This is a genomic window from Streptomyces sp. NPDC058291 (assembly GCF_042880855.1).
Classification (GTDB): Bacteria; Actinomycetota; Actinomycetes; order Streptomycetales; family Streptomycetaceae; genus Streptomyces.
The window spans coordinates 84,797-107,780 of record NZ_JBHVYK010000007.1; the positions used below are offsets into that span (position 1 = coordinate 84,797).

Below are 22,984 nucleotides of genomic sequence, written 5' to 3' on the forward strand. Positions count from 1 at the left end.
CTCGGGCAACGGCCTCGACCCGGCGGGGCCCTAATTTCTGTCGCGCGACAGAAATACCGCGACAGCGACGGAACCGAGCTGCGGAGGTCCGCAATGGCGGCGACAGCGACCACCTACGGGGCACGCGCCCACGCCCGGGCGCAGGAGGGCGCCCGGGCCGAGGCGATGCCGGTCGTCCCGGCCCGGGACTGGCCGAACCCGCCCTGCGAGGCCGGCCATCTGGTGTGGGCCGAGACGGTCGGGGGCGGCAACTACACCCATCGGGTCCTCGCCCGCGGCACGGAGCTGCGCCTGACCGACCCGCACGGCGACGCCTGCGCGCATCTGCTCCTCTATGTGGAGGGCCGCCCCTGGGAGCGGCTGAACGTGGCCGACACCGTCAAGGTCCAGTGGAACGCCTACCTCGGCGAGGGCGTGCTGCTCCTGTCCGACCAGGGCCGCGTCCTCGCCTCGGTCGTCACCGACGCCTCCGGCCGGCACGACGCCCTGTGCGGCACCTCCACCCTCGTCCGCAACACCGAGCGCTACGGCGACGGCTCGCCCCAGGGCCCCTCCCCCGCCGGCCGTGAGCTGTTCAAGCTGGCCGCCGCCAAGAACGGCCTTGACCCCCGCGACCTGCCGCCCTCGCTCTCCTTCTTCCAGGGCGTGCGGGTCCGCGAGGACGGCTCCCTCGACTTCACCGGCTCGGCCGGCCCCGGCGGCAGCGTCACCCTGCGCGCCGAGCAGGACGTGACGGTCCTGATCGCCAACGTGCCGCACCCGGCCGATCCCCGCCCCGGGTACGTCAGCACCCCGCTGGAGGTGCTGGCCTGGCGGGCCGAGCCGACCCGGCCGGGCGACCCGCTGTGGGACGCGACCCCGGAGGGCCGCCGCGCCTTCCTCAACACCGCCGAATTCCTCGCCGCCAGGGGGCTCGTGTGAAGACCGTCGTCCCGGCACGGGCGGCCTGGTCGGCCGTCGTCCCCGCCGGCCACACGCTCACCATCACCGACCTGCACGGCAACCAGGCCGTCGACTTCCTCGCGTACGACGCCCACGACACGTCCGTGCGCTACAGCGCGCCCGACACGATCCAGGCGCAGGGCGGCGTCTTCCTCACCACCGGCAGCGTGCTGATGTCCAACGAGCACACCCCGCTGATGACGGTCACCGCCGACGCCGTGGGCCGCCACGACACCGTCGGCGGCGCCTGCTCCAAGGAGTCCAACACCCTGCGCTACGGCCACCACACCTTCTCGCAGCACGCCTGCGTCGACAACTTCCTGGCCGAGGGCGCGCGACACGGCCTGGGCAAGCGCGACCTCGTCTCCAACGTCAACTGGTACATGAACGTGCCGGTCGAGAAGGACGGCGCCCTCGGCATCGTCGACGGCCTTTCCGCCCCCGGACTCGCGCTCACCCTGCGGGCCGAACGGGACGTCCTCGTCCTGGTGTCCAACTGCCCCCAGGTCAACAACCCCTGCAACGGCTTCGAGCCGACCGCGGTGGAGATGACGATCAGCGGCCCCGCCGGCGACGAGGACCCGACATGACCTTCGACAAGCTGCTCGTGGCCAACCGGGGCGAGATAGCCGTCCGCATCCTGCGCACCGCCCGCGAACTGGGCCTGCGCACCGTCGCGGTGTACTCCGACCCCGACCGGTCGGCGCCCCACGTCCGGCTCGCCGACGAGGCGGTGCGGCTCGGCCCCGCGCCCGCGAAGGAGTCCTACCTCGACGCCGACCTGGTCCTGAAGGCGGCCGAGGCGACCGGCGCGGGCGCGATCCACCCGGGCTACGGGTTCCTCTCGGAGGACGCGGCCTTCGCGCGCCGCTGCGCCGACGCCGGCATCGTCTTCGTCGGCCCCACCCCCGACCAGCTGGAACTCTTCGGCGCCAAGCACACGGCCCGCGCGGCGGCCCGGGCCGCCGGGGTGCCGCTGGCGCCGGGCACCGGCCTGCTGGAGTCCCTGACCGCGGCGGAGCGGGCGGCGGAGGCCATCGGCTATCCCGTCATGCTCAAGGCGACCGGCGGAGGCGGCGGGATCGGCATGTCGGCCTGCCGCTCGGCCGGTGAGCTCGCCGACGCCTGGGAGCGCGTCCAGCGCGTCGCGGCCGCCTCCTTCTCCTCGGCCGGCGTCTTCCTGGAACGGCTCGTCGAGAACGCCCGCCACGTCGAGGTCCAGGTCTTCGGCGACGGCGCCGGCCAGGTCGTCACCTTCGGCGACCGCGACTGCTCGCTGCAGCGCCGCAACCAGAAGGTCCTGGAGGAGGCCCCCGCGCCGGGACTGCCCGACCGGGTGCGCCGGGAACTGGCCTCGTCCGCGCGCGAGCTGTGCGCCTCCGTCGGCTACCGCTCGGCCGGCACCGTCGAGTTCGTCTACGACGCGGCCCGCGAGGAGGCCTACTTCCTGGAGGTCAACACCCGGCTGCAGGTGGAACACCCGGTCACCGAGGAGATCTACGGCGTCGACCTCGTCGCCTGGATGCTGCGCCTGGCGCGCGGCGAGCGGGACGTCGTCCGCGAGCCGGGGCCGCCGCGCGGCCACGCCGTCGAGGCGCGCCTGTACGCCGAGGACCCCAGCCGCGGCCACCGGCCCAGCGCGGGCCTGCTGACCCGGGTCGAGTTCCCGGCCGGCGTGCGCGTCGACGGCTGGGTGGAGACGGGCTGCGAGGTGACGACGTCCTACGACCCGATGCTGGCCAAGGTGATCGCCCACGGCGCGGACCGCGCCCACGCGCTGCGGCGCCTCGACGAGGCCCTGGCCCGCACCCGCGTCGACGGCATCGAGACGAACCTGGGCCTGGTGCGGGCCGCGCTCGCGGACCCCCGCTTCGTGACGGCGTCCCACTCGACGGCGACCCTCGCCGAGGTGCGCGATCCCACCCCGCGTGTCGAGGTCGTGGCCGGCGGCACCCTCACCACCGTGCAGGACTGGCCCGGCCGCACCGGTCACTGGCAGGTCGGCGTCCCGCCGTCCGGCCCGATGGACGACCGCTCGTTCCGGCTGGGCAACCGGGCGCTCGGCAACCCCGAGGGCGCGCCGGGCCTGGAGTGCACCCTCCAGGGCCCCTCGCTGCGGTTCACCCACGCCACGACGGTGTGCGTCACGGGCGCGCCGGCGCCGGTCACGGTGGACGGCGCCGCCGCCCCGCAGTGGGAACCGGTGACCGTCCCCGCGGGATCCCTGCTGGAGGTCGGCGCGCCCGGCGAACACGGTCTGCGCACCTACGTCCTGTTCGCGGGCGGCCTCGACGTCCCCGCCTTCCTGGGCAGCGCGAGCACCTTCACGCTGGGCCGGTTCGGCGGACACGGCGGCCGCGCGCTGCGCACGGGGGACGTCCTGCACGGCGGCGCCGTCACCGAGGGCCCGGGCACACCGGAGCGCCCCGAGTTCACCTCCGTCTGGCACATCGGCGCCGTGGAAGGCCCGCACGCGGCGCCGGAGTTCTTCACCGAGGACGACATCCGCGACTTCTACGCCGCCGACTGGAAGGTCCACTTCAACTCCGCCCGCACGGGAGTGCGCCTGGTCGGCCCCAAGCCGCGATGGGCGCGCACCGACGGCGGCGAGGCGGGCCTGCACCCCTCCAACATCCACGACACCCCGTACTCCGTCGGCGCCGTGGACTACACGGGCGACATGCCGGTGCTGCTCGGCCCGGACGGGCCCTCGCTCGGCGGGTTCGTCTGCCCGGCCACGGTGCTCACCCGCGAACGCTGGAAGCTCGGCCAGCTGCGCCCCGGCGACACCGTCCGCTTCCGGCCGGTGGACGTGGACGGCCGGCCGCGCCCCGAGATCGTCGACGGCGGGATCCTGGCGCGCGACGGCGACGTCGCCTTCCGCCGCAGCGGCGACGACAACCTCCTGGTCGAGTTCGGGCCGCCCCAGCTGGACCTCGCCCTGCGGATGCGCGTCCACGCCCTGATGGAGGCGGTGGCCGCGGCGGACCTGACGGGCGTCACCGACCTCACCCCGGGCATCCGCTCGCTGCAGATCCGGACCGACCCGAGCCGCCTGCCCCAGCGCGAACTCCTCGCCTTCGTCCGGGAGATGGCGGCGACGCTGCCCCCTTCGGACGAGCTGGTCGTGCCCTCCCGCACCGTGCACCTGCCGCTGTCCTGGGACGACCCGGCCACCCGCGAGGCGATCGCCCGCTACATGGCGGGCGTGCGCGACGACGCCCCCTGGTGCCCCTGGAACATCGAGTTCATCCGCCGCGTCAACGGACTGGAGTCGACCGCGGACGTCTACGACACCGTGTTCGCCGCCGAGTACCTGGTCCTCGGCCTCGGCGACGTCTACCTGGGCGCCCCGGTCGCCACCCCCCTCGACCCCCGCCACCGGCTGGTGACGACGAAGTACAACCCGGCCCGCACCTGGACGGCCGAGAACTCGGTCGGCATCGGCGGAGCGTATCTGTGCGTCTACGGCATGGAGGGCCCCGGTGGCTACCAGTTCGTGGGCCGGACGACCCAGGTCTGGTCGCCCTGGCAGCAGCGTGGCGCGTTCGAGGCGGGCTCGCCCTGGCTGCTGCGGTTCTTCGACCGGATCCGCTGGTACCCGGTCGGCCCGGACGAACTCCTCGACCTGCGGGCCGACATCGTCTCCGGCCGCTTCGTGCCGCGCATCGAGGAGGGCTCCTTCTCGCTCGCCGAACACCAGGCCTTCCTCGCCGAACACGCTGACGCCGTGGCGGAGTTCAGAGCCCGCCAGCGGACCGCCTTCGCGGCCGAGCGCGACGCCTGGGAGTTTGCGGGCGAGTTCGCCCGGGCGCAGGCCGCGGACGCGCCGGCGGCCGCGCCGGCCGAGGTGACCGTCCCTCCCGGCGGACGCCTCGTGGAGGCCGAGTTCGCCGCGTCCGTATGGCAGTTGAACGTGTCGCCGGGCGACGAGGTGACGGCCGGCCAGCCGCTGCTCGCGCTGGAGGCGATGAAGATGGAGTCCAGGGTGCACGCGCCGGTCGACGGCGTGGTGGCACAGGTCCTGGCCCGACCCGGCGACCAGGTCGAGGCGGGGTCGGCGCTGCTCGTCCTCGCCCCGGCCGGCGCGTGAGAGAGGAACCGGAGATGTCCAGCACGCTCAGCCGCGTCCGTGCCGCCTACGACCGCATCGAGGCCACGGCCCGCCCCGAGATCTGGATCGACCTGCGCCCCAGGGAGGAGGTCGAGTCGGAGGCCCGGGCGATCGACGAACGCGTCGCCGCCGGGGCCCGCCTCCCGCTGGCCGGCCGGCTGCTCGCCGTGAAGGGGAACATCGACGTGGCCGGTCTGCCCACCACGGCCGGCTGCCCCGCGTACGCCTACCGGCCCGCCCGGGACGCCCCGGCGGTGGCCGGCCTGCGCGCGGCCGGCGCCCTGGTGGTGGGCACGACGAACCTCGACCAGTTCGCGACGGGCCTGGTGGGCACCCGCTCCCCGCACGGCGCGGTCCGCAACGCCCGGGACCCGGCGCGGATCAGCGGCGGCTCCAGCTCCGGCTCGGCGGTCGCGGTGGCCCTCGGCCTCGTCGACCTCGCCCTCGGCACGGACACGGCGGGCTCGGGCCGGGTGCCGGCCGCCCTCAACGGCGTCGTGGGCCTGAAGCCGACCCGCGGTCTGGTCCCGACCGAGGGCGTCGTCCCCGCCTGCGCCTCGCTCGACTGCGTGACCGTCTTCGCCCGCACCCTGCCGGAGGCCGAGCAGGCCCTCGCCCACATGACCACCGGCGCCGCCCCGCCCCTGCCGGGGCGGCCGGCCGGCCCCTGGCGCGTCGCGGTCCCGCCGCTCGAACAGCTCGGCGAGCTGGACGCGGGCTGGGCCGAGGCCTACGAGGCGGCGGCGCGGCAGCTCGCGTCGGCCGGCGCCGAGATCCGCACCCTCGACCTCGCCCCGTTCACCGAGGCGGCCGCGCTGCTCTACGAGGGCGCGTTCGTCGCCGAGCGCTACACCGCCGTGGGCGGCTTCGTCGACAAGCTGCTCGCCGACGGCGGCGCCGGCCTGGACCCGACGGTCGCCGGCATCATCACCCGCGCCCGCGACGTCCCCGCCCACCGCCTCTTCGCGGACCAGGACCGCCTGGCCGCCCTGCGCACCCGGGCCCTCGCCGAACTGGCCGGCGCCGATGCCCTGCTCCTGCCCACCGCGCCCGGCCATCCCACCCTCGCCGAGGTCGCCGCCGACCCGCTGGGCGCCAACGCCCGCCTGGGCCGCTTCACCAACTCCACCAACCTCTTCGACCTGGCGGCGGCAGCCGTCCCGGCCGGCGAGGTGAACGGCCTCCCGTTCGGCGTCATGCTGATCGGGCCGGCGCACACGGACGAACGGCTGGCCCGGATCGCCGCACTGCTGCGGCCCGAGACGCGGGTGGCGGTGGTGGGCGCCCACCTGACGGGCCAGCCGTTGAACGGGCAGCTCCTCGCCCTGGGCGCCCGCCTGGAGCGGACGACCACGACCGCCCCCGTCTACCGTCTGCACGCCCTGCGCACCAGCCCGCCGAAGCCGGGCCTGGTGCACGTCGGCCGCCAGGACGGCTCCGGAGCGGCCATCGAGACGGAGGTGTGGCGCATCCCGGCCGAGGGCCTCGGATCCCTGCTGGCCGGCCTGCCCCGCCCGATGGCCCTGGGCCGCGTGGAACTCGCCGACGGCGCCCGGGTCCCCGGCTTCCTCTGCGAACCCTCCGCCCTGGCGGACGCCGAGGACATCACCGCCCACGGCAGCTGGCGCGCCTACCTGAGCCGGCGTCAGGAACAGCGCGCCTGAGGCCTGTTCGCCGGCACAGCGGACGCGGGGAGTGCGCGACCGGCCGCGCACTCCCGGAACACCGCCGTGCCCTCGCTCATCCCACCGACGAGTAGGCCACCACGCCCCGCAGCAGCCCGTCGACCGCCTTGCGGGCGTTCTTCGCCACCGTCGAACTCTGCGCGGGAGCCGCCGCCGCGATCTGCCCGAGGACGTCGATGACCTGCTTGCACCACCGCACGAAGTCGCCGGCGGGCATCTCCGCCTCGCGCAGCACCTCGTCCAGCCCCTTGCCCGACGCCCACATGTACGCGGACCAGGCGAAGCCCAGATCCGGCTCGCGCTGTCCCACGCCCTCGGTCTGGCTGATCCGGAAGTCCTCCTCCAGCGCGTCCAGCCGGCCCCAGATCCGCACCATCTCGCCGAGCGCGGCCTTCGCCTTGCCCGAGGGCAGCTTCGGCGCCGTCGCGTCGTCACTCACCCGTGCCTCGTACACCAACGCCGAGACGCAGGCGGCGAGTTCCGCGGGCGTGAGCCCCTCCCAGACGCCCGCGCGCAGGCATTCGCTGGCGAGCAGGTCGAGTTCGCCGTAGAGGCGGGCGAGCCGCTTGCCGTGCTCGGTGACCTCGTTGCCGCGCAGATAGTCCAGCTCGGTCAGCAGCGCCACGATCCGGTCGAAGGTGCGGGCGATGGTGTTGGTGCGTCCCTCGATGCGGCGCTCCAGCTGCGAGGTGTCGCGCAGCAGCCGGTGGTAGCGCTCGGCCCAGCGGGCGTGGTCCTCACGGTCGGCGCAGCCATGGCAGGGGTGCGCCCGGATCTCGGTGCGCAGCCGGGCGATCTCCCGGTCGTCCGCGGCCTGGGAACGCTGCTTGCGGGCCCGCTCCGGCGGGATGTGGCCCGCCTTGGTGCGCAGCGCGGAGGCGAGGTCGCGGCGGGACTGCGGCGAGCGCGCGTTGAACGTCTTCGGGATCCGCATCCGCTCCAGCGCCTCGACCGGCACCGGGAAGTCGATCGACGCCAGCCGCTTGACCTGGCGCTCGGCGGTGAGGACCAGCGGGCGCGGCCCGTCGTGCTGCTCGAAGCCGCGGTGACCGTTGGCCCGCCCGGCGGGCAGGCCCGGATCGAGCACCAGCGCCAGCCCCGCGTACTTGCCGGTGGGCACGTGGATGACGTCGCCGGGCTTGAGCCTCTCCAGCGCCACGGCCGCCTCCGCGCGCCGCTGGGCCGCACCCTGCTTGGCCAGCTCCGTCTCGCGGTCCTTGAGCTCGCGGCGCAGCCGCGCGTACTCGTCGAAGTCGCCGAGGTGGCAGGTCATGGAGGCCTGGTAGCCCTCCAGGCCCTCCTCGTTGCGCTGCACCTGCCGGGAGATCCCGACCACCGAACGGTCGGCCTGGAACTGCGCGAACGACGTCTCCAGCAGCTCGCGCGAGCGGTGCCGCCCGAACTGCTCGACGAGGTTGACCGCCATGTTGTACGACGGCTTGAAGCTGGAGCGCAGCGGGTAGGTGCGGGTGCCCGCGAGGCCGGCGAGGTGGTCGGGGTTCATCGCGCGCTGCCACAGCACGACGGCGTGTCCCTCGACGTCGATGCCCCGGCGGCCCGCGCGCCCGGTCAGCTGGGTGTACTCGCCGGGGGTGATGTCGGCGTGCTGTTCGCCGTTCCACTTGACGAGCTTCTCCAGCACCACCGACCGGGCGGGCATGTTGATGCCCAGGGCGAGGGTCTCGGTCGCGAAGACGGCCTTGACCAGGCCGCGCACGAACAGTTCCTCGACGACCTCCTTGAACGTCGGCAGCATGCCCGCGTGGTGGGCGGCGATGCCCCGCTCCAGGCCTTCCAGCCACTCGTAGTAGCCGAGGACGTGCAGGTCCTCGTGCGGGATGGCGGCGGTGCGCTCCTCGACGAGGGCGCGGACCTCGGCCCGCGCCTCCTCGTCGTTCAGCCGCAGCCCGGCGTACAGGCACTGCTGGACGGCGGCCTCGCAGGCGGCGCGGCTGAAGATGAACGTGATGGCGGGCAGCAGCCCTTCGGCGTCGAGCCGCTCGATGACCTCGGGCCGGCCCGGCGTCCACACGCGCGAGCGCTGCCGGCGCTCGCGCTCACGATCGGCCTCGCGCACGTTCCTGCCGCGCCTGCGGTCCTGGTACGAGGGCCGGGAGGCCTCCATCCGGGCCAGCCGCGCGAGGTCGGGGTTGACGGCCCTGCGGTGCCCCTCACCCTCCTCGAACAGGTCGTACATCCGGCGTCCGGCGAGCACGTGCTGGAACAGCGGCACCGGCCGGTGTTCGGAGACGATCACCTCGGTGTCGCCGCGCACGGTGTCGAGCCAGTCGCCGAACTCCTCGGCGTTGGACACGGTCGCCGACAGCGAGACCAGGGTGACCGACTCGGGGAGGTGGATGATCACCTCCTCCCACACGGCGCCCCGGAAGCGGTCGGAGAGGTAGTGCACCTCGTCCATGACCACGTAGCCGAGGCCGAGGAGGGTCTGCGAGCCGGCGTAGAGCATGTTCCGCAGCACCTCGGTGGTCATCACGACCACCGGGGCGTCGGAGTTGACGCTGTTGTCGCCGGTGAGCAGGCCGACCTTGTCGCTGCCGTAGCGCCGGCTCAGGTCGGAGTACTTCTGGTTCGACAGCGCCTTGATGGGCGTCGTGTAGAAGCACTTCTTGCCCTGCTGGAGGGCGAGGTGGACGGCGAACTCGCCCACGATCGTCTTGCCCGAGCCGGTGGGGGCGGCCACCAGGACGCCCTTGCCCGCCTCCAGCGCCTGACAGGCCTCGATCTGGAAGGGGTCGAGACCGAAGTCGTACATCTCGCGGAAGGACGCGAGCGCGGTGGCCTGCTCGACAGCGCGCTTGCGTGCTGCCGCGTACCGCTCGGCCGGTGAGAGATCCTCTGTCATCGTGCTTTCGAGCGTACCGGGCCGCACTGACAACAGGACGATCATTATCCGGATCAGGTGCTTCCCGATGCGGGTCCGCCCCAGTTCACGGGGGCGGTCCTGCCCCGTCCGAGCGCCGGGAGCGCACCCCGGCCCGCGAACCGGCGCCCCCACAGGTCGGGGCCGACGGCCTGCGCTCAGGGGCCGACGACCCGCACCGCGCCGGGCACGCAGTGCGCGGTGAGCGGCAGCTCCCCGAGCCGCTCCCCGTCCGCGTACCCGGAGACGTCCTCGGCGGCGATCTCGACCCGTGCGGCCCGGTACACGGTGACCCGGGGGTGGTCCACGTGCGTGCCCCGGTACACCCGGGGGAAGACCCGCAGCAGCGTCGCCCGGCCGCAGTCGCCGACCACCGTGACGTCGAACAGGCCGTCGGCGAGGTCGGCGCCGGGGCAGATCCGCATGCCGCCGCCGTAGGAGGGGCCGTTGCCGACGGCGACGAGGGTCGCCTCGACCTCCCGCACCGCGCCGTCGTCCAGGGTGATCCGGTAGGCGAACGGGCGCAGGGCGGCCAGTTCGGCGAGCATCGCGAGGTCGTACCTGGCGCGTCCGGCGGGCAGGCGCATGCGGTTTCCGCGGTCGTTGACGCGCGAGTCGAAGCCGGAGGCGAGGACGGTGCCGAACCAGCGCTCGTCCACCCGGCCCAGGTCGACGGCGCGGATCCGGGACGCCTTCAGGGCGTCGGCGATCAGGCGTCCGGCGGCCGCCGGGTCGCGCACGGGCAGGCCGAGGGCGCGGGCGAAGTCGTTGCCGGTGCCGACGGCGACCAGGCCCAGCGGGGTGTCGGTGCCGGCGACGGCCTGGAGGGCGAGGTGGGCCATCCCGTCGCCGCCGACGGCGACCAGGGCGCCGGTGCCGTCCGCGACGGCGGCCCGCGCGCGGACGAGGCCGTCCGCGGCGTTCTCGCCGACGACGGTGCGCACGCGGTAGCCGGCCGCCCGCAACGCCGAAGCGGCCGGCTGCGCCGCTCGGGCGCCCCGGCCGCGGCCCGCCGCGGGATTGACGAAGAGGGTGATCTCGCAGGTCACGAGGATGACCCTACGAGTTGGGCGACGCCGGTCAGGTCACGTCGTCATAACCGTTGACCCGGTCCGTGCTCGACTGCTCCGGCAGGGCGCGCGAGGCGGCCACCGTCTCGACCTCGCCGATGTCCTCGGGGGTGAGATCCAGCTCGGACGCCTCGTCGTCGGCCGGTCCGAGGGCGTCGCGGCGGAACTTGCGGCGGTCGTTCAGCAGGGAGAAGGCGGTCGCGCAGAAGTACAGGACCCAGATGGGACCGGCGAGCGCCAGCATGGTCAGCGGGTCGGTGCTGGGCGTGGCGACCGCCGCGAACACCGTGATGCCGATGATCATCCCTCGCCACCAGCCGAGCATGCGCTTGCCGGTCAGCACCCCGGTCAGGTTCAGCATGACCAGCAGCAACGGCAGCTCGAAGGAGAGACCGAAGACCAGCACCATGCGGACGATCAGATCGAGCAGATCGTCCAGCGGCAGCTGGTTGTCCAGGTCCGCCGGCGAGAACTGGAGCAGCACCTTGGCCATCGTCGGCAGCGTCTTGTACGCGAAGAACGCTCCGCCGAGGAACAGCGGGACGCCGGTGCCGACGAACGCGTAGGCGTACTTGCGCTCGTGCCGGTGCAGACCGGGCGCGACGAACGCCCACAGCTGGTACAGCCAGACCGGGGACGCGAAGATCACGCCGGCCATCAGGGAGACCTTGAGGGCGAGCGTGAAGGGGGTGAGCAGACCGTTCAGCACGATGCGGGCGCAGGTGCCGCTGCGCTGGGTCGCCAGCTCGGAGAAGGTCGAGTCGCACCCCACCGCGTTGAGAATCGGGTTCGTGAAGAACTCGATGATGTTCTTGTAGAAGAAGGCGGCCACGATCGTCACGACGACGATGGCCAGCATGGCCTTCGCGAGCCGGTTGCGAAGCTCACGCAGGTGCTCCGCGAGGGGCATCCGCCCCTCGGGGTCCTTCTCCTCTTTGCGGGCAGACTTCAGCAACCCACGTTCCCATCTCGTGCGGCGGGCCGGAGGTCACCGGCCCTGCGTCAGCGCTTGGTCGTGTCCGTCGGCTCGGTGACCGGACGGGAGCTGGTCACGTCGCCGGGAGCGGCCTGGATGGTGCGCGTCGCCGGGGTCTGCTCGTCGTTGTGGGGCGGGCCGGCCGGGGTGGCCGTGCTGCCGCCGTCCTCCTTCATCGCCTTGGCCTCGCTCTTGAGGATGCGAGCGGACTTGCCCAGCGAGCGCGCCATGTCGGGAAGCTTCTTCGCGCCGAACAGCAGGATGACGACGACGAGGATGAGAATGATCTCGGGGGCGCCGAGCCTTCCGAACATAAGTCTTTACCTTCTCACCGAGGCTGCGGGGGCGGGTTGCCGTCCGACCGGTCGGACGCGTGTCCGAACGATCGTGTTGACAGCGATCGTAACGCTCAGGGGTAAACGTGAGGCAATCCCCGTGCGTACTCCCGGTATGCGGTCCGGGCCTCGTTCTCCGAGCCGCGACCAGCAGCGTACCCGCCCCTACCGCCGACGCGGGAGGCCGAAGCGGCCCGCAACGCGTCGACCTCGGCAGGCGGGGAGGAACCTCGACAGGCGGGGAGGAACCGCCGCGGCGCCCGGCGGGCGCGCGACGGCGACCGTCACAGCGTGTCCACGGCGCGCGCCGCGCTCACCGCCGCCCGCTCCAGGTCCTGGGCGGCCCGGTCGATACGGCTCGCGGACTCCGCGACCTGCCGCCCCAGCCGCTGCGCCTCGACGAAGACCCGCACGGCGAACACCGCGAGGACGGCGAGACCTGCAAAACCCAACGCAACCGCGAACATCGCCCAGAACATGGGGCGAGCCTAGACCCCTCGCGGCCGGGGCCTGTCGTCCGGATCGGGCTGCAGGAGTCCGACGGTCACCCCCGTGAGCGGGGCTTGGACAGGCCCTAGTGCAGCCGCAGGGTCCTGACGCCGCCGCCGGTCAGCAGTTCCACGATCCGCTCGCCGGCCGGCTTGCGCACCGCCGCCCCGCAGTCCGGACAGGTGAACGAGTAGAAGGTGGTGCGGCTGGAAGCGCCGATGGCCAGCCGCAGCGCACTCGCGGCGAGCTCGAAGGCGCCCCGGCAGTCCGGGCACCCGGCTCTGAACCGCACCGGGGCCACGCTGCGCATCCCCGCGAACGCGGACGCCGCCGAGACGCCCCGCACACCGGTCACCGTCGACTCGCTCACGACTCCCCCTGCTCCCGTCCGTCCGACCCACCCTCGCCGTGCACCGCGACCGGCACGCCGGCCGCGCCGCCCGCCCCGATCACGTCGTACGCCGCCAGTGCCTCGCGGGCGGCCCGGCGGGCGCTGTCGGCGAGCTCGGACGGCGAGACGATCCGGCCGTCCCGACCGAGCCGCAGGGCCAGCCGCCTCAGCGAGGCCGGGTCGGGCGTACGCAGAGCGATACGCAGACCGCCGTCGGGCAGTTCATCCGCACTGTCATGCGGGTAGTACTCGGCGACCCAGCGGCCGCCCGGACCCACCTCGACCACGACCTCCGGATCCTCCGCGGACGGCTGCACCAGCCCTTCCGACAGGTCCCGCATCTCGATCTCGGGCGGCGCCGAGGGCTCGTCCAGGATCTTGATCTCGGCGACCCGGTCCAGCCGGAACGTGCGGCGGGCCTCCGAGCGACGGCACCAGGCCTCGACGTAGGTGTGCCCGACGCTGACCAGTCGGATGGGGTCGATCTCGCGCTCGCTGAGCTCGTCACGAGCGGGCGAGTAGTAGCGGATCCACAGCCTGCGCCGCTCCGAGATCGCCCGGTCGACGTCCGCGAAGACCCCGCCCTCCGACTCGAACGTCACCGACAGCCGCGCACTGGCCCCCGCCGCCTCGCCGGCCGCCGCCTCCACCTTCGCCGTCGCCCGCAGCAGCGCCTGCCGGTCGCCCTCCCGCAGCCCCGGCAGCGTGGCCACGGCCCGCGCCGCCACCAGCAGCGCGGTCGCCTCGTCGGCGGCCAGCCGAAGCGGCTCGGCCGCGTCCGCGCCCAGCGCGGCCGGATTGTGCCACCAGATCCGTTCACCGTCGGTGTCGATGTCGAGGAGGTCGCCGCCGCGGAAACTCGTACCGCACATGGGCAGCACGTCGAGGTCCGAGACCAGCTCGTCCTCGGTGATGCCGAAGGCGCGCGCCACGTCCTCGATGCGCGCGCCGGGGCGCTCCCTGAGATACGTCACCAGGGAGAGCATCCGCCGGGTCTGGTCGATCGCGTTCGCCGGCCTGACCGGTTTGCCTGCCACTGTGTTGCTCGCTCCCCCTCAGCCCTTGGCCACGGCCCGCAGCCGGTCCACGACGTCCGCCCGCAGCTCGGCCGGTTCCAGAACCACCACGTCCGGCCCGAACTCCACCAGCCAGGCGTCCAGTCCGTGCCCGTACGGAATCTCCAACTCGTCCCATCCGTCCCCGAGTTCCCGCACCGAGGTGGCCTTCGCCCGCAAGGGGTACCCGGCGCCCGTCCGCAGCCGGATCAGCGCGCTGCGGTCGGCGGTCTCCCCCGCCCAGCTCGCGACCGTCTCGCGCACGGTGACGACGTCGGGGACCGGCACCGTGAACGTCGTCCCGCGCGAACGCACCCGGCCGGTGATCCGCGACAGCCGGAACACCCGCTCGGCGCCCCGGTCACGGTCGAAACCGGCCAGATACCAGTGGCCGCGCCAGCACTCCAGCGCCCACGGCTCGACATGCCGCGGCTCCGGGCGCGCCGCGGTGGCCTTGCGGTAGTCGAACACCACCGGCCGACGGTCCCGGCAGGCCAGCATCAACGGCTCGAACGCCGCCTCGTGCACGGGGATGCGGGGCTCCAGCGCGCCGTGCGCCTCGTAGGGGTCCACGTCCTCGGGCAGGCCCGCCGCCCGCAGCTTCTGCAGCGCGCCGCTGGCCGCGCCCGCCAGCCGCGCCTGCTGCCACACCTTGGCGGCCAGGCCGAGGGCCGCGGCCTCCTCGGCGTCGAGGGTGATGGGCGGCAGCCGGTTGCTGTCGCGGCGCGCGAGGTAGCCGATCTCGCCGTCCAGGCTCTCCACGGTCTCGATGACCAGGCCGAGCTCGCGCAGATCGTCCTTGTCGCGCTCGAACATCCGGTTGAAGGAGTCGTCCGACGCCGCGGTCCCGCCGCCGGCGCGGAAGGTCTCGACGTACGCCTCGATGGAATCGCGCAGCTCACGCTTGCTGAGCGGCCGGCGCGTCCCGAGCAGACACAGCGCCAGGTTCATCAGCCGCTCGGCCTTGGCAATGGCCATCGACGCCCTTCGCCTCCCCTATGGTGCTTACGATCGAGACCGTACCGCTCCGTGGTGCCCGGACAAAAGCCGAGGGCCCATGCCCGGGCGGGCATGGGCCCCAGATGATCGACACCGGTCGCACCGCGACCGGCTCGGACCGGCTGCACGACGATCAGACGCCGAGCAGGTCCACCACGAAGATCAGCGTCTCGCCGGGCTTGATCGCCGGGGTCGGGCTCTGGTTGCCGTAGGCGAGGTGGGCCGGGATGGTCAGCTGGCGACGGCCGCCGACCTTCATGCCCTGCACTCCCTGGTCCCAGCCCTTGATGACCCGGCCGCCGCCCAGCGGGAAGCGGAACGGCGTCCCACGGTTCCAGCTGGCGTCGAACTCCTCACCGGTGCTGAAGGCGACGCCGACGTAGTGGACGCTGACGTTGTGGCCGGCCTGCGCCACCTCGCCGTCGCCCTCCCAGATGTCCTTGATCTCGAGGTCCGCCGGGGGCTCGCCGCCGGGAAAGTCGATCTCGGGCTTGTCAATGCTCACGTCACTGGCTCCTGCGTGTCTCACGGAAAGGCAACAACACGGACAGTCTTACACCTCCGGCGGCCTCACATCTTCGCGAGGATGTCCACCGAGAACACCATGGTGGAGTCCTTCTCGATGCCGCTGCCGCTCGGCGGGTTGTCGCCGTAGCCCAACGACGGGGGGACGACGATGACGACCCGGCTGCCCACCTTCTTGCCGGTCAGTCCCTGCGCCCAGCCCTTGACCACCTGCTGCAGCGAGAACATCGTCAGCTGACCACGGCTGTACGTCGAGTCGAACTCCTTGCCCGTGTCCCAGATGACGCCCTTGTACTGCACGAGGACGCTCTCGGTCGCCGCCACCGCCGGGCCGGCGCCCTCGATGACGTAGTTCGACACCAGCTTCTTCGGCGGGTCGGCCTTGGGGATCTCGACGGAGGGCGCCTTGCCGTCGGTGTTCGTGCCGACCTTCGGCAGATCCGCGTCGTCCTGGGCGGTCTTCCCGCCCTTGGCGGAACTCTTGCCGTTGTACGTGTTCTTGATGTCGAACACGAAGACCAGCGTGTCGGTGCCCTTCACCCCCGCCTGCGGGTTCCCCTGCTTGCCGAAGGCCCAGGCCGGCGGCACCGAGAACTCCACCCGGCTGCCCGCCTTCTTCCCCGTCAGCGCGTAGCGCCAGCCCTCCAGGGTGCTGCCCTTCGCGATCTGGGTAAGCAGCGGCACCTTGTGGTCGTAGGTGTTGGTCAGGACCTTCGCCGTGTCCCACACCTGGGCCAGGTAGTCCGCCTGGATGTAGTCCCCCTCCGCGACCGTCTTCCCGCCGCCCGCGATCACCGTCTTCACCGCCAGCTGATCCGACGGCGCGCCCGGGCCCTTGGCGATCGTGGGCTTCTGGCCGAACTTCACCCCCGCCGTGATGGCCGGCAGCGGACCGTCCACGATCTTCGGCGGCGGCGCGGCCGACGGGGCCGAGGCCGAGGGCGACGCACTGTCGCTCGCCTTGCTCGAATCGGACTTGTCGTCACCGCACGCGGACAGCGTGACCAGTCCCGCGGGTACGGCGGCGAGGATGAGGGAGCGTCGGCGCACGATGAAGCCTCGTAATCGGTCGATCTTCGGATGGCGTGCGCGCAACTCTACGACGTGCAACGGGCACCGTACGGGAAACGTACGGTGCCCGTGTTGCGTTCCGCACCACGCGCCGGGCAGCGCGCAACACCTGCTCACATGCCGGCGATCAGCTTCTCCACCCGGTCGTCCACCGAACGGAACGGGTCCTTGCACAGCACGGTGCGCTGCGCCTGGTCGTTCAGCTTCAGGTGGACCCAGTCCACCGTGAAGTCCCGGCGCTGCTCCTGCGCACGGCGGATGAAGTCACCGCGCAACCGCGCCCGAGTCGTCTGCGGCGGCACCGACTTGCCCTCGAAGATCTTCAAGTCGTTGCAGATCCGCGCCGCTTGCCCCTTGCGCTCCAGCAGGTAGTACAGACCACGACGACGGTGGATGTCGTGGTAGGCGAGGTCTATCTGCGCCACCCGCGGATGCGACATCGTCATGTCGTGCTTGGCCCGGTACCGCTCGATGAGCTTGTACTTCATCACCCAGTCGATCTCGGTGCCGATCCGGTCGAGGTCCTCCGCCTCGATCGCGTCCAGCGTGCGGCCCCACAGCTCCAGGACCTGGTCGACGGTGCCGGTGCGGATCCCACGACGCTCGACGAAGTCAACGGCCTTCTCGTAGTACTCCCGCTGCACCTCCAGCGCGGAGGCCTCACGGCCGCTGGCCAGCCGCACCTTGCGCCGACCCGTGATGTCATGGCTGACCTCGCGGATCGCCCGGATCGGGTTCTCCAGCGTCAGGTCCCGCATCACCGTGCCCGCCTCGATCATGCGCAGCACCAGATCGGTCGCGCCGACCTTCAGCAGCATCGTCGTCTCGGACATGTTCGAGTCGCCGACGATGACGTGCAGACGGCGGTACCGCTCCGCGTCCGCGTGCGGCTCGTCCCGCGTGTTGATGATGGGTCGCGAGCGGGTCGTCGCCGAGGAGACGCCCTCCCAGATGTGCTCGGCCCGCTGGCTGACGCAGTAGACCGCCCCACGGGGCGTCTGCAGCACCTTGCCCGCCCCGCACAGCAGCTGCCGGGTCACCAGGAACGGGATCAGGATGTCGGCGAGCCGGGAGAACTCTCCGTGCCGCGCCACCAGATAGTTCTCGTGACAACCATAAGAGTTGCCCGCCGAGTCCGTGTTGTTCTTGAAGAGGTAGACGTCGCCCGCGATTCCTTCCTCGTGCAGGCGTCGCTCCGCGTCCACCAGGAGTCCTTCGAGAATGCGCTCGCCGGCCTTGTCGTGGGTGACCAGCTCGGTCACGTTGTCACATTCCGGTGTCGCGTATTCCGGATGCGAACCCACGTCGAGATAAAGGCGGGCGCCGTTCCGCAGAAAGACGTTGCTGCTTCGGCCCCATGACACGACACGGCGGAAGAGGTACCGCGCCACCTCGTCGGGAGACAGCCGACGCTGTCCCCTGAACGTACATGTGACGCCGTACTCGTTCTCCAGCCCGAAAATGCGGCGGTCCATGCATGAACATTACGCCCGATCCCCTGAACTGAAACGGGGTTCGGCAGCACGGTTCGGATCATTTTCCGATGAAGCCGCAACCACCCCACTTCCGGCGGGACCTGCCATTACCCGCCCTGTGGCGAGCAAAACCACCAAGGACACCGCGCCCGCGGCGCCCGGCACCGCGAACCCCCACACGGCCCCACCGGCCTCCACGACCGGACCCGCCAGGCCCGTTCCCACCGACGCCCCGACCGTGAACGTCGTCACCAGCCAGGAGAACGCCTCCGTCACCGTCCCGCGCGGGGCGTGCCGGTCCACGATCACGAACGCGCACGCGAGGGCGGGGGCCAGGAACACGCCCGACAGCGCCGTCAGGGCCACCATGGCCACCGCCCCCGGCGTGAGCGTCAACGGCAGATAACACACCGCCAGAGCGGCCACCAGCCCGCGCAGTCGCCGCTCGGGCGCCCCCGCCCACTGCCGCGCCCCGTACACCACGCCGCCCGCCAACGCGCCCAGCCCCAGCGCCGCCATCAGCCAGCCGTACACCGCGTCCCCGCCGTGATCGTCCGCGTACGGCACCGACGCCACCGTGATCGACCCCAGCGCCACCCCGACGAACAGGAACGCCCCCAGCAGCGCCAGCAGCCCCGGCGACCGCAGCGCGCCCAGCCAGTGCGCCTCCCGCGGGTCCGACCGCCACGCGCGCGAGGGCGGCGACGCCACCACCCACAGCGCGCCCAGCACCCCCAGGCCGTTCAGCACCAGCAGTGCGGCCTGCGCCGACCACACCGACACGCACACCGTCACCAACAGCGGCCCGACGGTGAACATCACCTCCTGCGCCACCGCGTCCATCGCGTACGCCGTGTGCACCTGGTCCTCGCGCCGCAGCACCGCCGGCCAGAGGGCGCGCAGACCGCCCTCCAGAGGCGGCGTGAACAGCCCCGCCGCGGCCACCGCCGCATACGCGACCGGCGGCGGATCGACGCCCGCGAACGCGAACCCCGCCATCGCCAGGGCCGAGACGAGCGCCGCCGGCAACTGCACCCGCGGCTGCCCGTACACGTCGACCAGCCGGCCCAGCGACGGCTGACCCACGGCGTTCGCGAGGCCGTACACCGCGGCCAGCGCCCCCGCCAGGCTGTACGTGCCGCCCTGCGCCCGCACGAACAGCACGATCGCGATCGCGGCCGTCGCGTTGGGCAGCCGGCCCACCAGCGTGCCGGCCAGCAGCCGGGCCGCGTGCCTCGCCCTGAGGATCTCCAGGTATCCCGCGGCCAATGTCCTGCCTCCGTCGGCTTGCCGAGGCAGTGGGCCACCCCGAGGTTTTACGTATAACGTCTCCCGTCATACGTACCATGTGCGCTGTTCGCCAGTCCAGACGAAGGAGCAGCCCCACCGTGGCACGAGGTAGCACCCGCCCCACGAGCCGCGACGTCGCCCGGGCCGCCGGCGTCTCCCAGGCCGCCGTCTCCCTCGTCCTCGGCGACAAATGGCGCGGCCGGGTCTCCGAGACCACCGCCCAACGCGTACGCGACGCCGCGCGCGACCTCGGCTACCGGCCCAACCTCGCCGCCCGCAACCTCCGCCTCGGCCGCACCCGCACCGTCCTCCTCGTCGTCCCCGCCCTCACCACCGAGTTCTTCGCCGGCGTCTACACCGGAGCCGCACGCGTGGCCGCCGAACACGGCTTCGGCGTCGTCCTCTACCCCTCCCCCGAAGGCGTCGGCCCCGCCCGCGACCCCTTCGCCTCCGCACAGGCCGCCCTCGACGGCGTCCTCGCCTCCTCCATGGCCGCCGACGCCCTCACCGCCATCCGCGGCGACCAGCTCCCCCTCGTCATGCTCGACAGCGACCCCGCCGGAAGCCTCGGCGCCGCCACCGTCAACCTCGACATCGCCGACGGCGCCCGCCAGATCGCCGACCACCTCCTCGCCCTCGGCCACCGCCGCTTCCTGCACCTCGCGGCCGACGTGCCCTCCTGGACCTTTCACGTCCGCGCCCACGCCCTCACCGCACGCATCGCCGCCACCCCCGGCGCCACCCTGCGCACCGCACCCGCCCCGATCTCCATCGACGAAGCCCGCACCGCCGCCGAAACCGCCCTCACCGCCCCCGGCCCCCGCCCCACGGCCGTCGTCTGCGACGACGACAAACTCGCCGCCGGCGCCTACAAAGCCCTCCGCCGCCTCGGCCTGCGCATCCCCGACGACGTCTCCGTCACCGGCCTCGACGACCTCGCCCTCGCCACCGCCCTCGACCCCGAGCTCACCACCGTCCGACTCGACGCCGAACTCTTCGGCGAACGCGGCATGCAAGCCCTCCTCGACGTCCTGGAAGGCCGCACACCCGACGCCGCGGACATCCCGGTCCACCTCGTCGTACGAGCCTCCACGGCCCCTCCCAGCACCCCCTGAACGCCCTGTGCCCCGGCCGACGACCGACCGGGGCACACAGGACGCACACCCAGCGCACGACCACGGCGCCACGGCACACCAGACGCGGACTACTCCTCCTCGGAGCTCTCCGCCTCCGTGGACGCACCGTCCGTCTCCAGCAACCGGCCCAGCTGGCGACCCACGATCCGCTTGAACTTGCGCTGCTGCGGCCGCGTGCGATCCAGCACCGCCACCTCCAGCCGCTCCGCCGGGATCTCCCGCTGCGTGCCGTTCGTGTCCCGCGACAACGCCTGGACAGCCAGCTTCAACGCATCGGCCAGGCTCATCCCGTCCCGATGACGCTGATCCAGATAACTGCTGATCTGCTCCGCGTTACCGCCCACCGCCACCGAACCGTGCTCGTCGACGATCGACCCGTCATGCGGCAGCCGGTAGATCTGGTCACCGTCCGCGGTCGCCCCGACCTCCGCCACGACCAGTTCCACCTCATAGGGCTTCTCGCCCGCCGAAGAGAAGATCGTGCCCAGCGTCTGCGCATACACGTTGGCCAGACCACGAGCGGTCACATCGTCACGGTCATAGGTGTAACCCCGCAGATCGGCATACCGCACACCGCCGATCCGCAGATTCTCGTACTCGTTGTACTTGCCGGCGGCCGCGAAGCCGATCCGGTCATAGATCTCGCTGAACTTGTGCAGCGCACGGGACGGGTTCTCGCCGACGAACACGATGCCGTCGGCATACTGCAGCACGACCAGACTGCGGCCACGGGCGATGCCCTTGCGCGCATACTCCGCGCGGTCCGCCATCGCCTGCTGGGGAGAGACATAGAACGGCGTCGACACCGGTTAACCGTCCCTTTCTGTCGAAGTCACTGGATCACCTGAGACAAGAACGAGACCGCCGGCTACAGCAGAGCGGCACGCGGGCCGTCCGGCTGCTCCAGGCGACGCTCGAGAATGGAACGGGCGATCTCCGACGACTCCTCGTCGGTCAACCGACGGAAACCGTCCTCGGTGATCACGGTGACGATCGGGTAGATCCGACGCGCGACGTCGGGACCACCGGTCGCCGAGTCGTCGTCGGCCGCGTCGTACAACGCCTGCACCACCAGCGTCGTGGCCTGCTCCTCGGACAGATCGTCACGGTAGAGCTTCTTCATCGCCCCCCGCGCGAAGATCGAACCCGAACCGGTCGCCGCGAAGTGACGCTCCTCGGACCGGCCGCCCGTCACGTCGTACGAGAAGATCCGGCCCCGGTCCCGGTCCACGTCGAACCCGGCGAACAACGGCACCACCGCCAGACCCTGCATCGCCATGCCCAGATTCGACCGGATCATGGTCGACAGCCGGTTCGCCTTGCCCTCCAGCGAGAGCTGCGCCCCCTCGACCTTCTCGAAGTGCTCCAGCTCCAGCTGGAACAGTTTCACCATCTCCACGGCCAGACCCGCGGTGCCGGCGATGCCGACAGCCGAGTACTCGTCGGCCGGGAAGACCTTCTCGATGTCCCGCTGCGCGATGACATTGCCCATCGTGGCCCGACGGTCACCGGCGAGCACGACGCCCCCGGGGAACGTGACGGCCACGATCGTCGTCCCGTGCGGAGCCTCGACCACTCCCTGCGTCGGAGGCAGCTGCCGCCTGCCGGGCAGCATCTCCGGCTGGTGCTCGGAGAGGAAGTCCATGAAGGACGAGGACCCGGGCGTCAGGAAGGCAGCTGGTAGACGCCCGGTGCTACGAGTGTTGGCTTCCACGCGTTTCCTTCCACGTAAGCGGCAGCCCGCCTTATGGCTTCGGGCCGATCCTTGAACTGCCCCAGCGCGGCATTGCAGCTGAAGCACAGTACGCCTCGGACCCTACCCGTCTTGTGGCAGTGATCCACATGCTGGGGCAGGGCCGCCGAACATATGCAACAGACACCGCCTCGAGAGACGATCAGCTCGTCCCGTTCGGCCTCGGTCAGCCCGTATCGGCGCTTCAGGTGGCCCTGCCTGCTCTGGACCGCCCGGCACGCCTTGCAGCTCGTCGACAGGCCGTCGGGCGCGGTGGCGTTGCGATGCCACTCACCGTGTGGCTTGACCTCGCCGCACGTCCTGCAGAGCTTGTACCCGGTCGGGACAACCACCTTTTCCCGAACCGTCCTGCCCCTGGCCTCCTGGTGCCGCCGGTAGTGCGCGGCGCTGCACTCCGCCACGCACTCCCGGCAATGCGCCCGTAGGCCGTCCCCCCGGTTCCTGTCCCGCGCGGATGCAGCAAGCGGTAGGCCTCGGCCACACTTCCCGCACCGCTTCGGGTTTCCTTCGTCAGCCACCCCCACCCTCCGCAGCTTTCAATTCGAAGGCGTGCTGATCAAGCGGCCTTCACTCTCCGCCTTTTTGTACGAAGGACCGCACGAAATCCTCGGCATTTTCCTCGAGGACATCGTCGATCTCGTCAAGAACCGAGTCCACGTCGTCGCTCAGCTTCTCGTGGCGCTCCTTGAGGTCCTCGGAGCCCTGCGTCTCCGCGGCCTGCTCCTCGACCTCCTCGGTGGAGTGCGTCGCCTTCTGCTGGCCGCCGCCGGTGTCCTTGGTCGCCATAACCCTCACCC

At 72.1% G+C, this 22,984-nt stretch carries 21 protein-coding genes; 5 read left to right on the forward strand and 16 right to left on the reverse strand.

The window, feature by feature from the left end:
• The first annotated feature begins 93 nt into the window (after nucleotides 1–93).
• From ACFVYK_RS05610 to atzF, 4 genes are read left to right on the forward strand one after another with little or no spacing between them, the layout of a single operon-like run.
• Nucleotides 94–921 carry an urea amidolyase associated protein UAAP1 gene (locus tag ACFVYK_RS05610; protein ID WP_389768884.1) on the forward strand — a complete coding sequence of 276 codons (828 nt, stop codon included), beginning with the start codon at nucleotides 94–96 and terminating at the stop codon, nucleotides 919–921.
• A complete protein-coding gene (locus tag ACFVYK_RS05615) occupies nucleotides 918–1,532 on the forward strand; it encodes an urea amidolyase associated protein UAAP2 (RefSeq protein WP_389768886.1) in 615 nt (204 codons plus the stop codon). Before ACFVYK_RS05610 ends, ACFVYK_RS05615 begins: the two co-directional genes overlap by 4 nt.
• A complete protein-coding gene (locus ACFVYK_RS05620; protein WP_389768889.1) occupies nucleotides 1,529–5,035 on the forward strand; it encodes a 5-oxoprolinase/urea amidolyase family protein in 3,507 nt (1,168 codons plus the stop codon). The genes ACFVYK_RS05615 and ACFVYK_RS05620 overlap by 4 nt, the downstream gene beginning before the upstream one ends.
• A gap of 14 nt (nucleotides 5,036–5,049) precedes the next feature.
• Nucleotides 5,050–6,720 (forward strand): allophanate hydrolase, encoded by a 1,671-nt coding sequence (atzF, locus tag ACFVYK_RS05625; RefSeq protein ID WP_389768892.1) that lies wholly within the window; start codon nucleotides 5,050–5,052, stop codon nucleotides 6,718–6,720.
• A 76-nt stretch (nucleotides 6,721–6,796) separates the two neighbouring features.
• Here atzF and ACFVYK_RS05630 read toward each other — a convergent pair whose 3' ends face one another.
• The 12 genes from ACFVYK_RS05630 to ACFVYK_RS05685 form a co-directional block, all read right to left on the reverse strand.
• A complete protein-coding gene (locus ACFVYK_RS05630) occupies nucleotides 6,797–9,649 on the reverse strand; it encodes a DEAD/DEAH box helicase (protein ID WP_389768894.1) in 2,853 nt (950 codons plus the stop codon).
• Nucleotides 9,650–9,780: 131 nt separating this feature from the next.
• Nucleotides 9,781–10,671 (reverse strand): diacylglycerol kinase, encoded by an 891-nt coding sequence (locus tag ACFVYK_RS05635; RefSeq protein WP_389768897.1) that lies wholly within the window; start codon nucleotides 10,669–10,671, stop codon nucleotides 9,781–9,783.
• Nucleotides 10,672–10,702: 31 nt separating this feature from the next.
• Complete coding sequence (gene tatC / locus ACFVYK_RS05640; protein ID WP_389768900.1) at nucleotides 10,703–11,647, reverse strand: twin-arginine translocase subunit TatC; 945 nt, start codon at nucleotides 11,645–11,647, stop codon at nucleotides 10,703–10,705.
• 47 nt (nucleotides 11,648–11,694) lie between these two features.
• Nucleotides 11,695–11,982, reverse strand: coding sequence for a Sec-independent protein translocase subunit TatA (gene tatA, locus ACFVYK_RS05645; protein ID WP_389768903.1), 288 nt, complete (start codon nucleotides 11,980–11,982; stop codon nucleotides 11,695–11,697).
• A 305-nt stretch (nucleotides 11,983–12,287) separates the two neighbouring features.
• Nucleotides 12,288–12,482 (reverse strand): hypothetical protein, encoded by a 195-nt coding sequence (locus tag ACFVYK_RS05650; protein WP_389768906.1) that lies wholly within the window; start codon nucleotides 12,480–12,482, stop codon nucleotides 12,288–12,290.
• 95 nt (nucleotides 12,483–12,577) lie between these two features.
• On the reverse strand, nucleotides 12,578–12,862 hold the full coding sequence (locus tag ACFVYK_RS05655; RefSeq protein WP_389768908.1) for a hypothetical protein: 285 nt from the start codon (nucleotides 12,860–12,862) through the stop codon (nucleotides 12,578–12,580).
• A complete protein-coding gene (locus ACFVYK_RS05660) occupies nucleotides 12,859–13,920 on the reverse strand; it encodes a helix-turn-helix transcriptional regulator (RefSeq protein WP_389768911.1) in 1,062 nt (353 codons plus the stop codon). Before ACFVYK_RS05660 ends, ACFVYK_RS05655 begins: the two co-directional genes overlap by 4 nt.
• An 18-nt stretch (nucleotides 13,921–13,938) precedes the next feature.
• Nucleotides 13,939–14,916, reverse strand: a complete 978-nt coding sequence (locus tag ACFVYK_RS05665; RefSeq protein WP_389768913.1) for a helix-turn-helix transcriptional regulator — start codon at nucleotides 14,914–14,916, stop codon at nucleotides 13,939–13,941.
• A gap of 154 nt (nucleotides 14,917–15,070) precedes the next feature.
• Complete coding sequence (locus tag ACFVYK_RS05670) at nucleotides 15,071–15,442, reverse strand: FKBP-type peptidyl-prolyl cis-trans isomerase (protein WP_020128331.1); 372 nt, start codon at nucleotides 15,440–15,442, stop codon at nucleotides 15,071–15,073.
• 65 nt (nucleotides 15,443–15,507) lie between these two features.
• The gene (locus ACFVYK_RS05675; protein ID WP_389768916.1) at nucleotides 15,508–16,512 is read right to left on the reverse strand and encodes an FKBP-type peptidyl-prolyl cis-trans isomerase; all 1,005 of its coding nucleotides are present in this window, start codon (nucleotides 16,510–16,512) and stop codon (nucleotides 15,508–15,510) included.
• Between the two features lie 134 nt (nucleotides 16,513–16,646).
• Entirely contained in the window at nucleotides 16,647–18,008 is a 1,362-nt protein-coding gene (gene pafA, locus ACFVYK_RS05680) for a Pup--protein ligase (protein ID WP_389768918.1), read from the reverse strand.
• Between the two features lie 9 nt (nucleotides 18,009–18,017).
• Complete coding sequence (locus ACFVYK_RS05685; RefSeq protein ID WP_389768921.1) at nucleotides 18,018–19,277, reverse strand: MFS transporter; 1,260 nt, start codon at nucleotides 19,275–19,277, stop codon at nucleotides 18,018–18,020.
• A 119-nt stretch (nucleotides 19,278–19,396) separates the two neighbouring features.
• On the opposite strand from ACFVYK_RS05685, the gene ACFVYK_RS05690 reads away from it, so the two are divergent.
• On the forward strand, nucleotides 19,397–20,413 hold the full coding sequence (locus tag ACFVYK_RS05690; RefSeq protein ID WP_389768924.1) for a LacI family DNA-binding transcriptional regulator: 1,017 nt from the start codon (nucleotides 19,397–19,399) through the stop codon (nucleotides 20,411–20,413).
• An 89-nt stretch (nucleotides 20,414–20,502) separates the two neighbouring features.
• Here ACFVYK_RS05690 and prcA read toward each other — a convergent pair whose 3' ends face one another.
• The 4 genes from prcA to ACFVYK_RS05710 form a co-directional block, all read right to left on the reverse strand.
• Nucleotides 20,503–21,240 (reverse strand): proteasome subunit alpha, encoded by a 738-nt coding sequence (gene prcA, locus ACFVYK_RS05695; protein WP_389768927.1) that lies wholly within the window; start codon nucleotides 21,238–21,240, stop codon nucleotides 20,503–20,505.
• A gap of 62 nt (nucleotides 21,241–21,302) precedes the next feature.
• Nucleotides 21,303–22,148 (reverse strand): proteasome subunit beta, encoded by an 846-nt coding sequence (prcB, locus tag ACFVYK_RS05700; protein ID WP_389768930.1) that lies wholly within the window; start codon nucleotides 22,146–22,148, stop codon nucleotides 21,303–21,305.
• The gene (locus ACFVYK_RS05705; protein WP_389768933.1) at nucleotides 22,100–22,705 is read right to left on the reverse strand and encodes an endonuclease VII domain-containing protein; all 606 of its coding nucleotides are present in this window, start codon (nucleotides 22,703–22,705) and stop codon (nucleotides 22,100–22,102) included. The genes prcB and ACFVYK_RS05705 overlap by 49 nt, the downstream gene beginning before the upstream one ends.
• 49 nt (nucleotides 22,706–22,754) lie before the next feature.
• Entirely contained in the window at nucleotides 22,755–22,973 is a 219-nt protein-coding gene (locus ACFVYK_RS05710) for a ubiquitin-like protein Pup (RefSeq protein WP_190148692.1), read from the reverse strand.
• Nucleotides 22,974–22,984 lie beyond the last annotated feature (11 nt).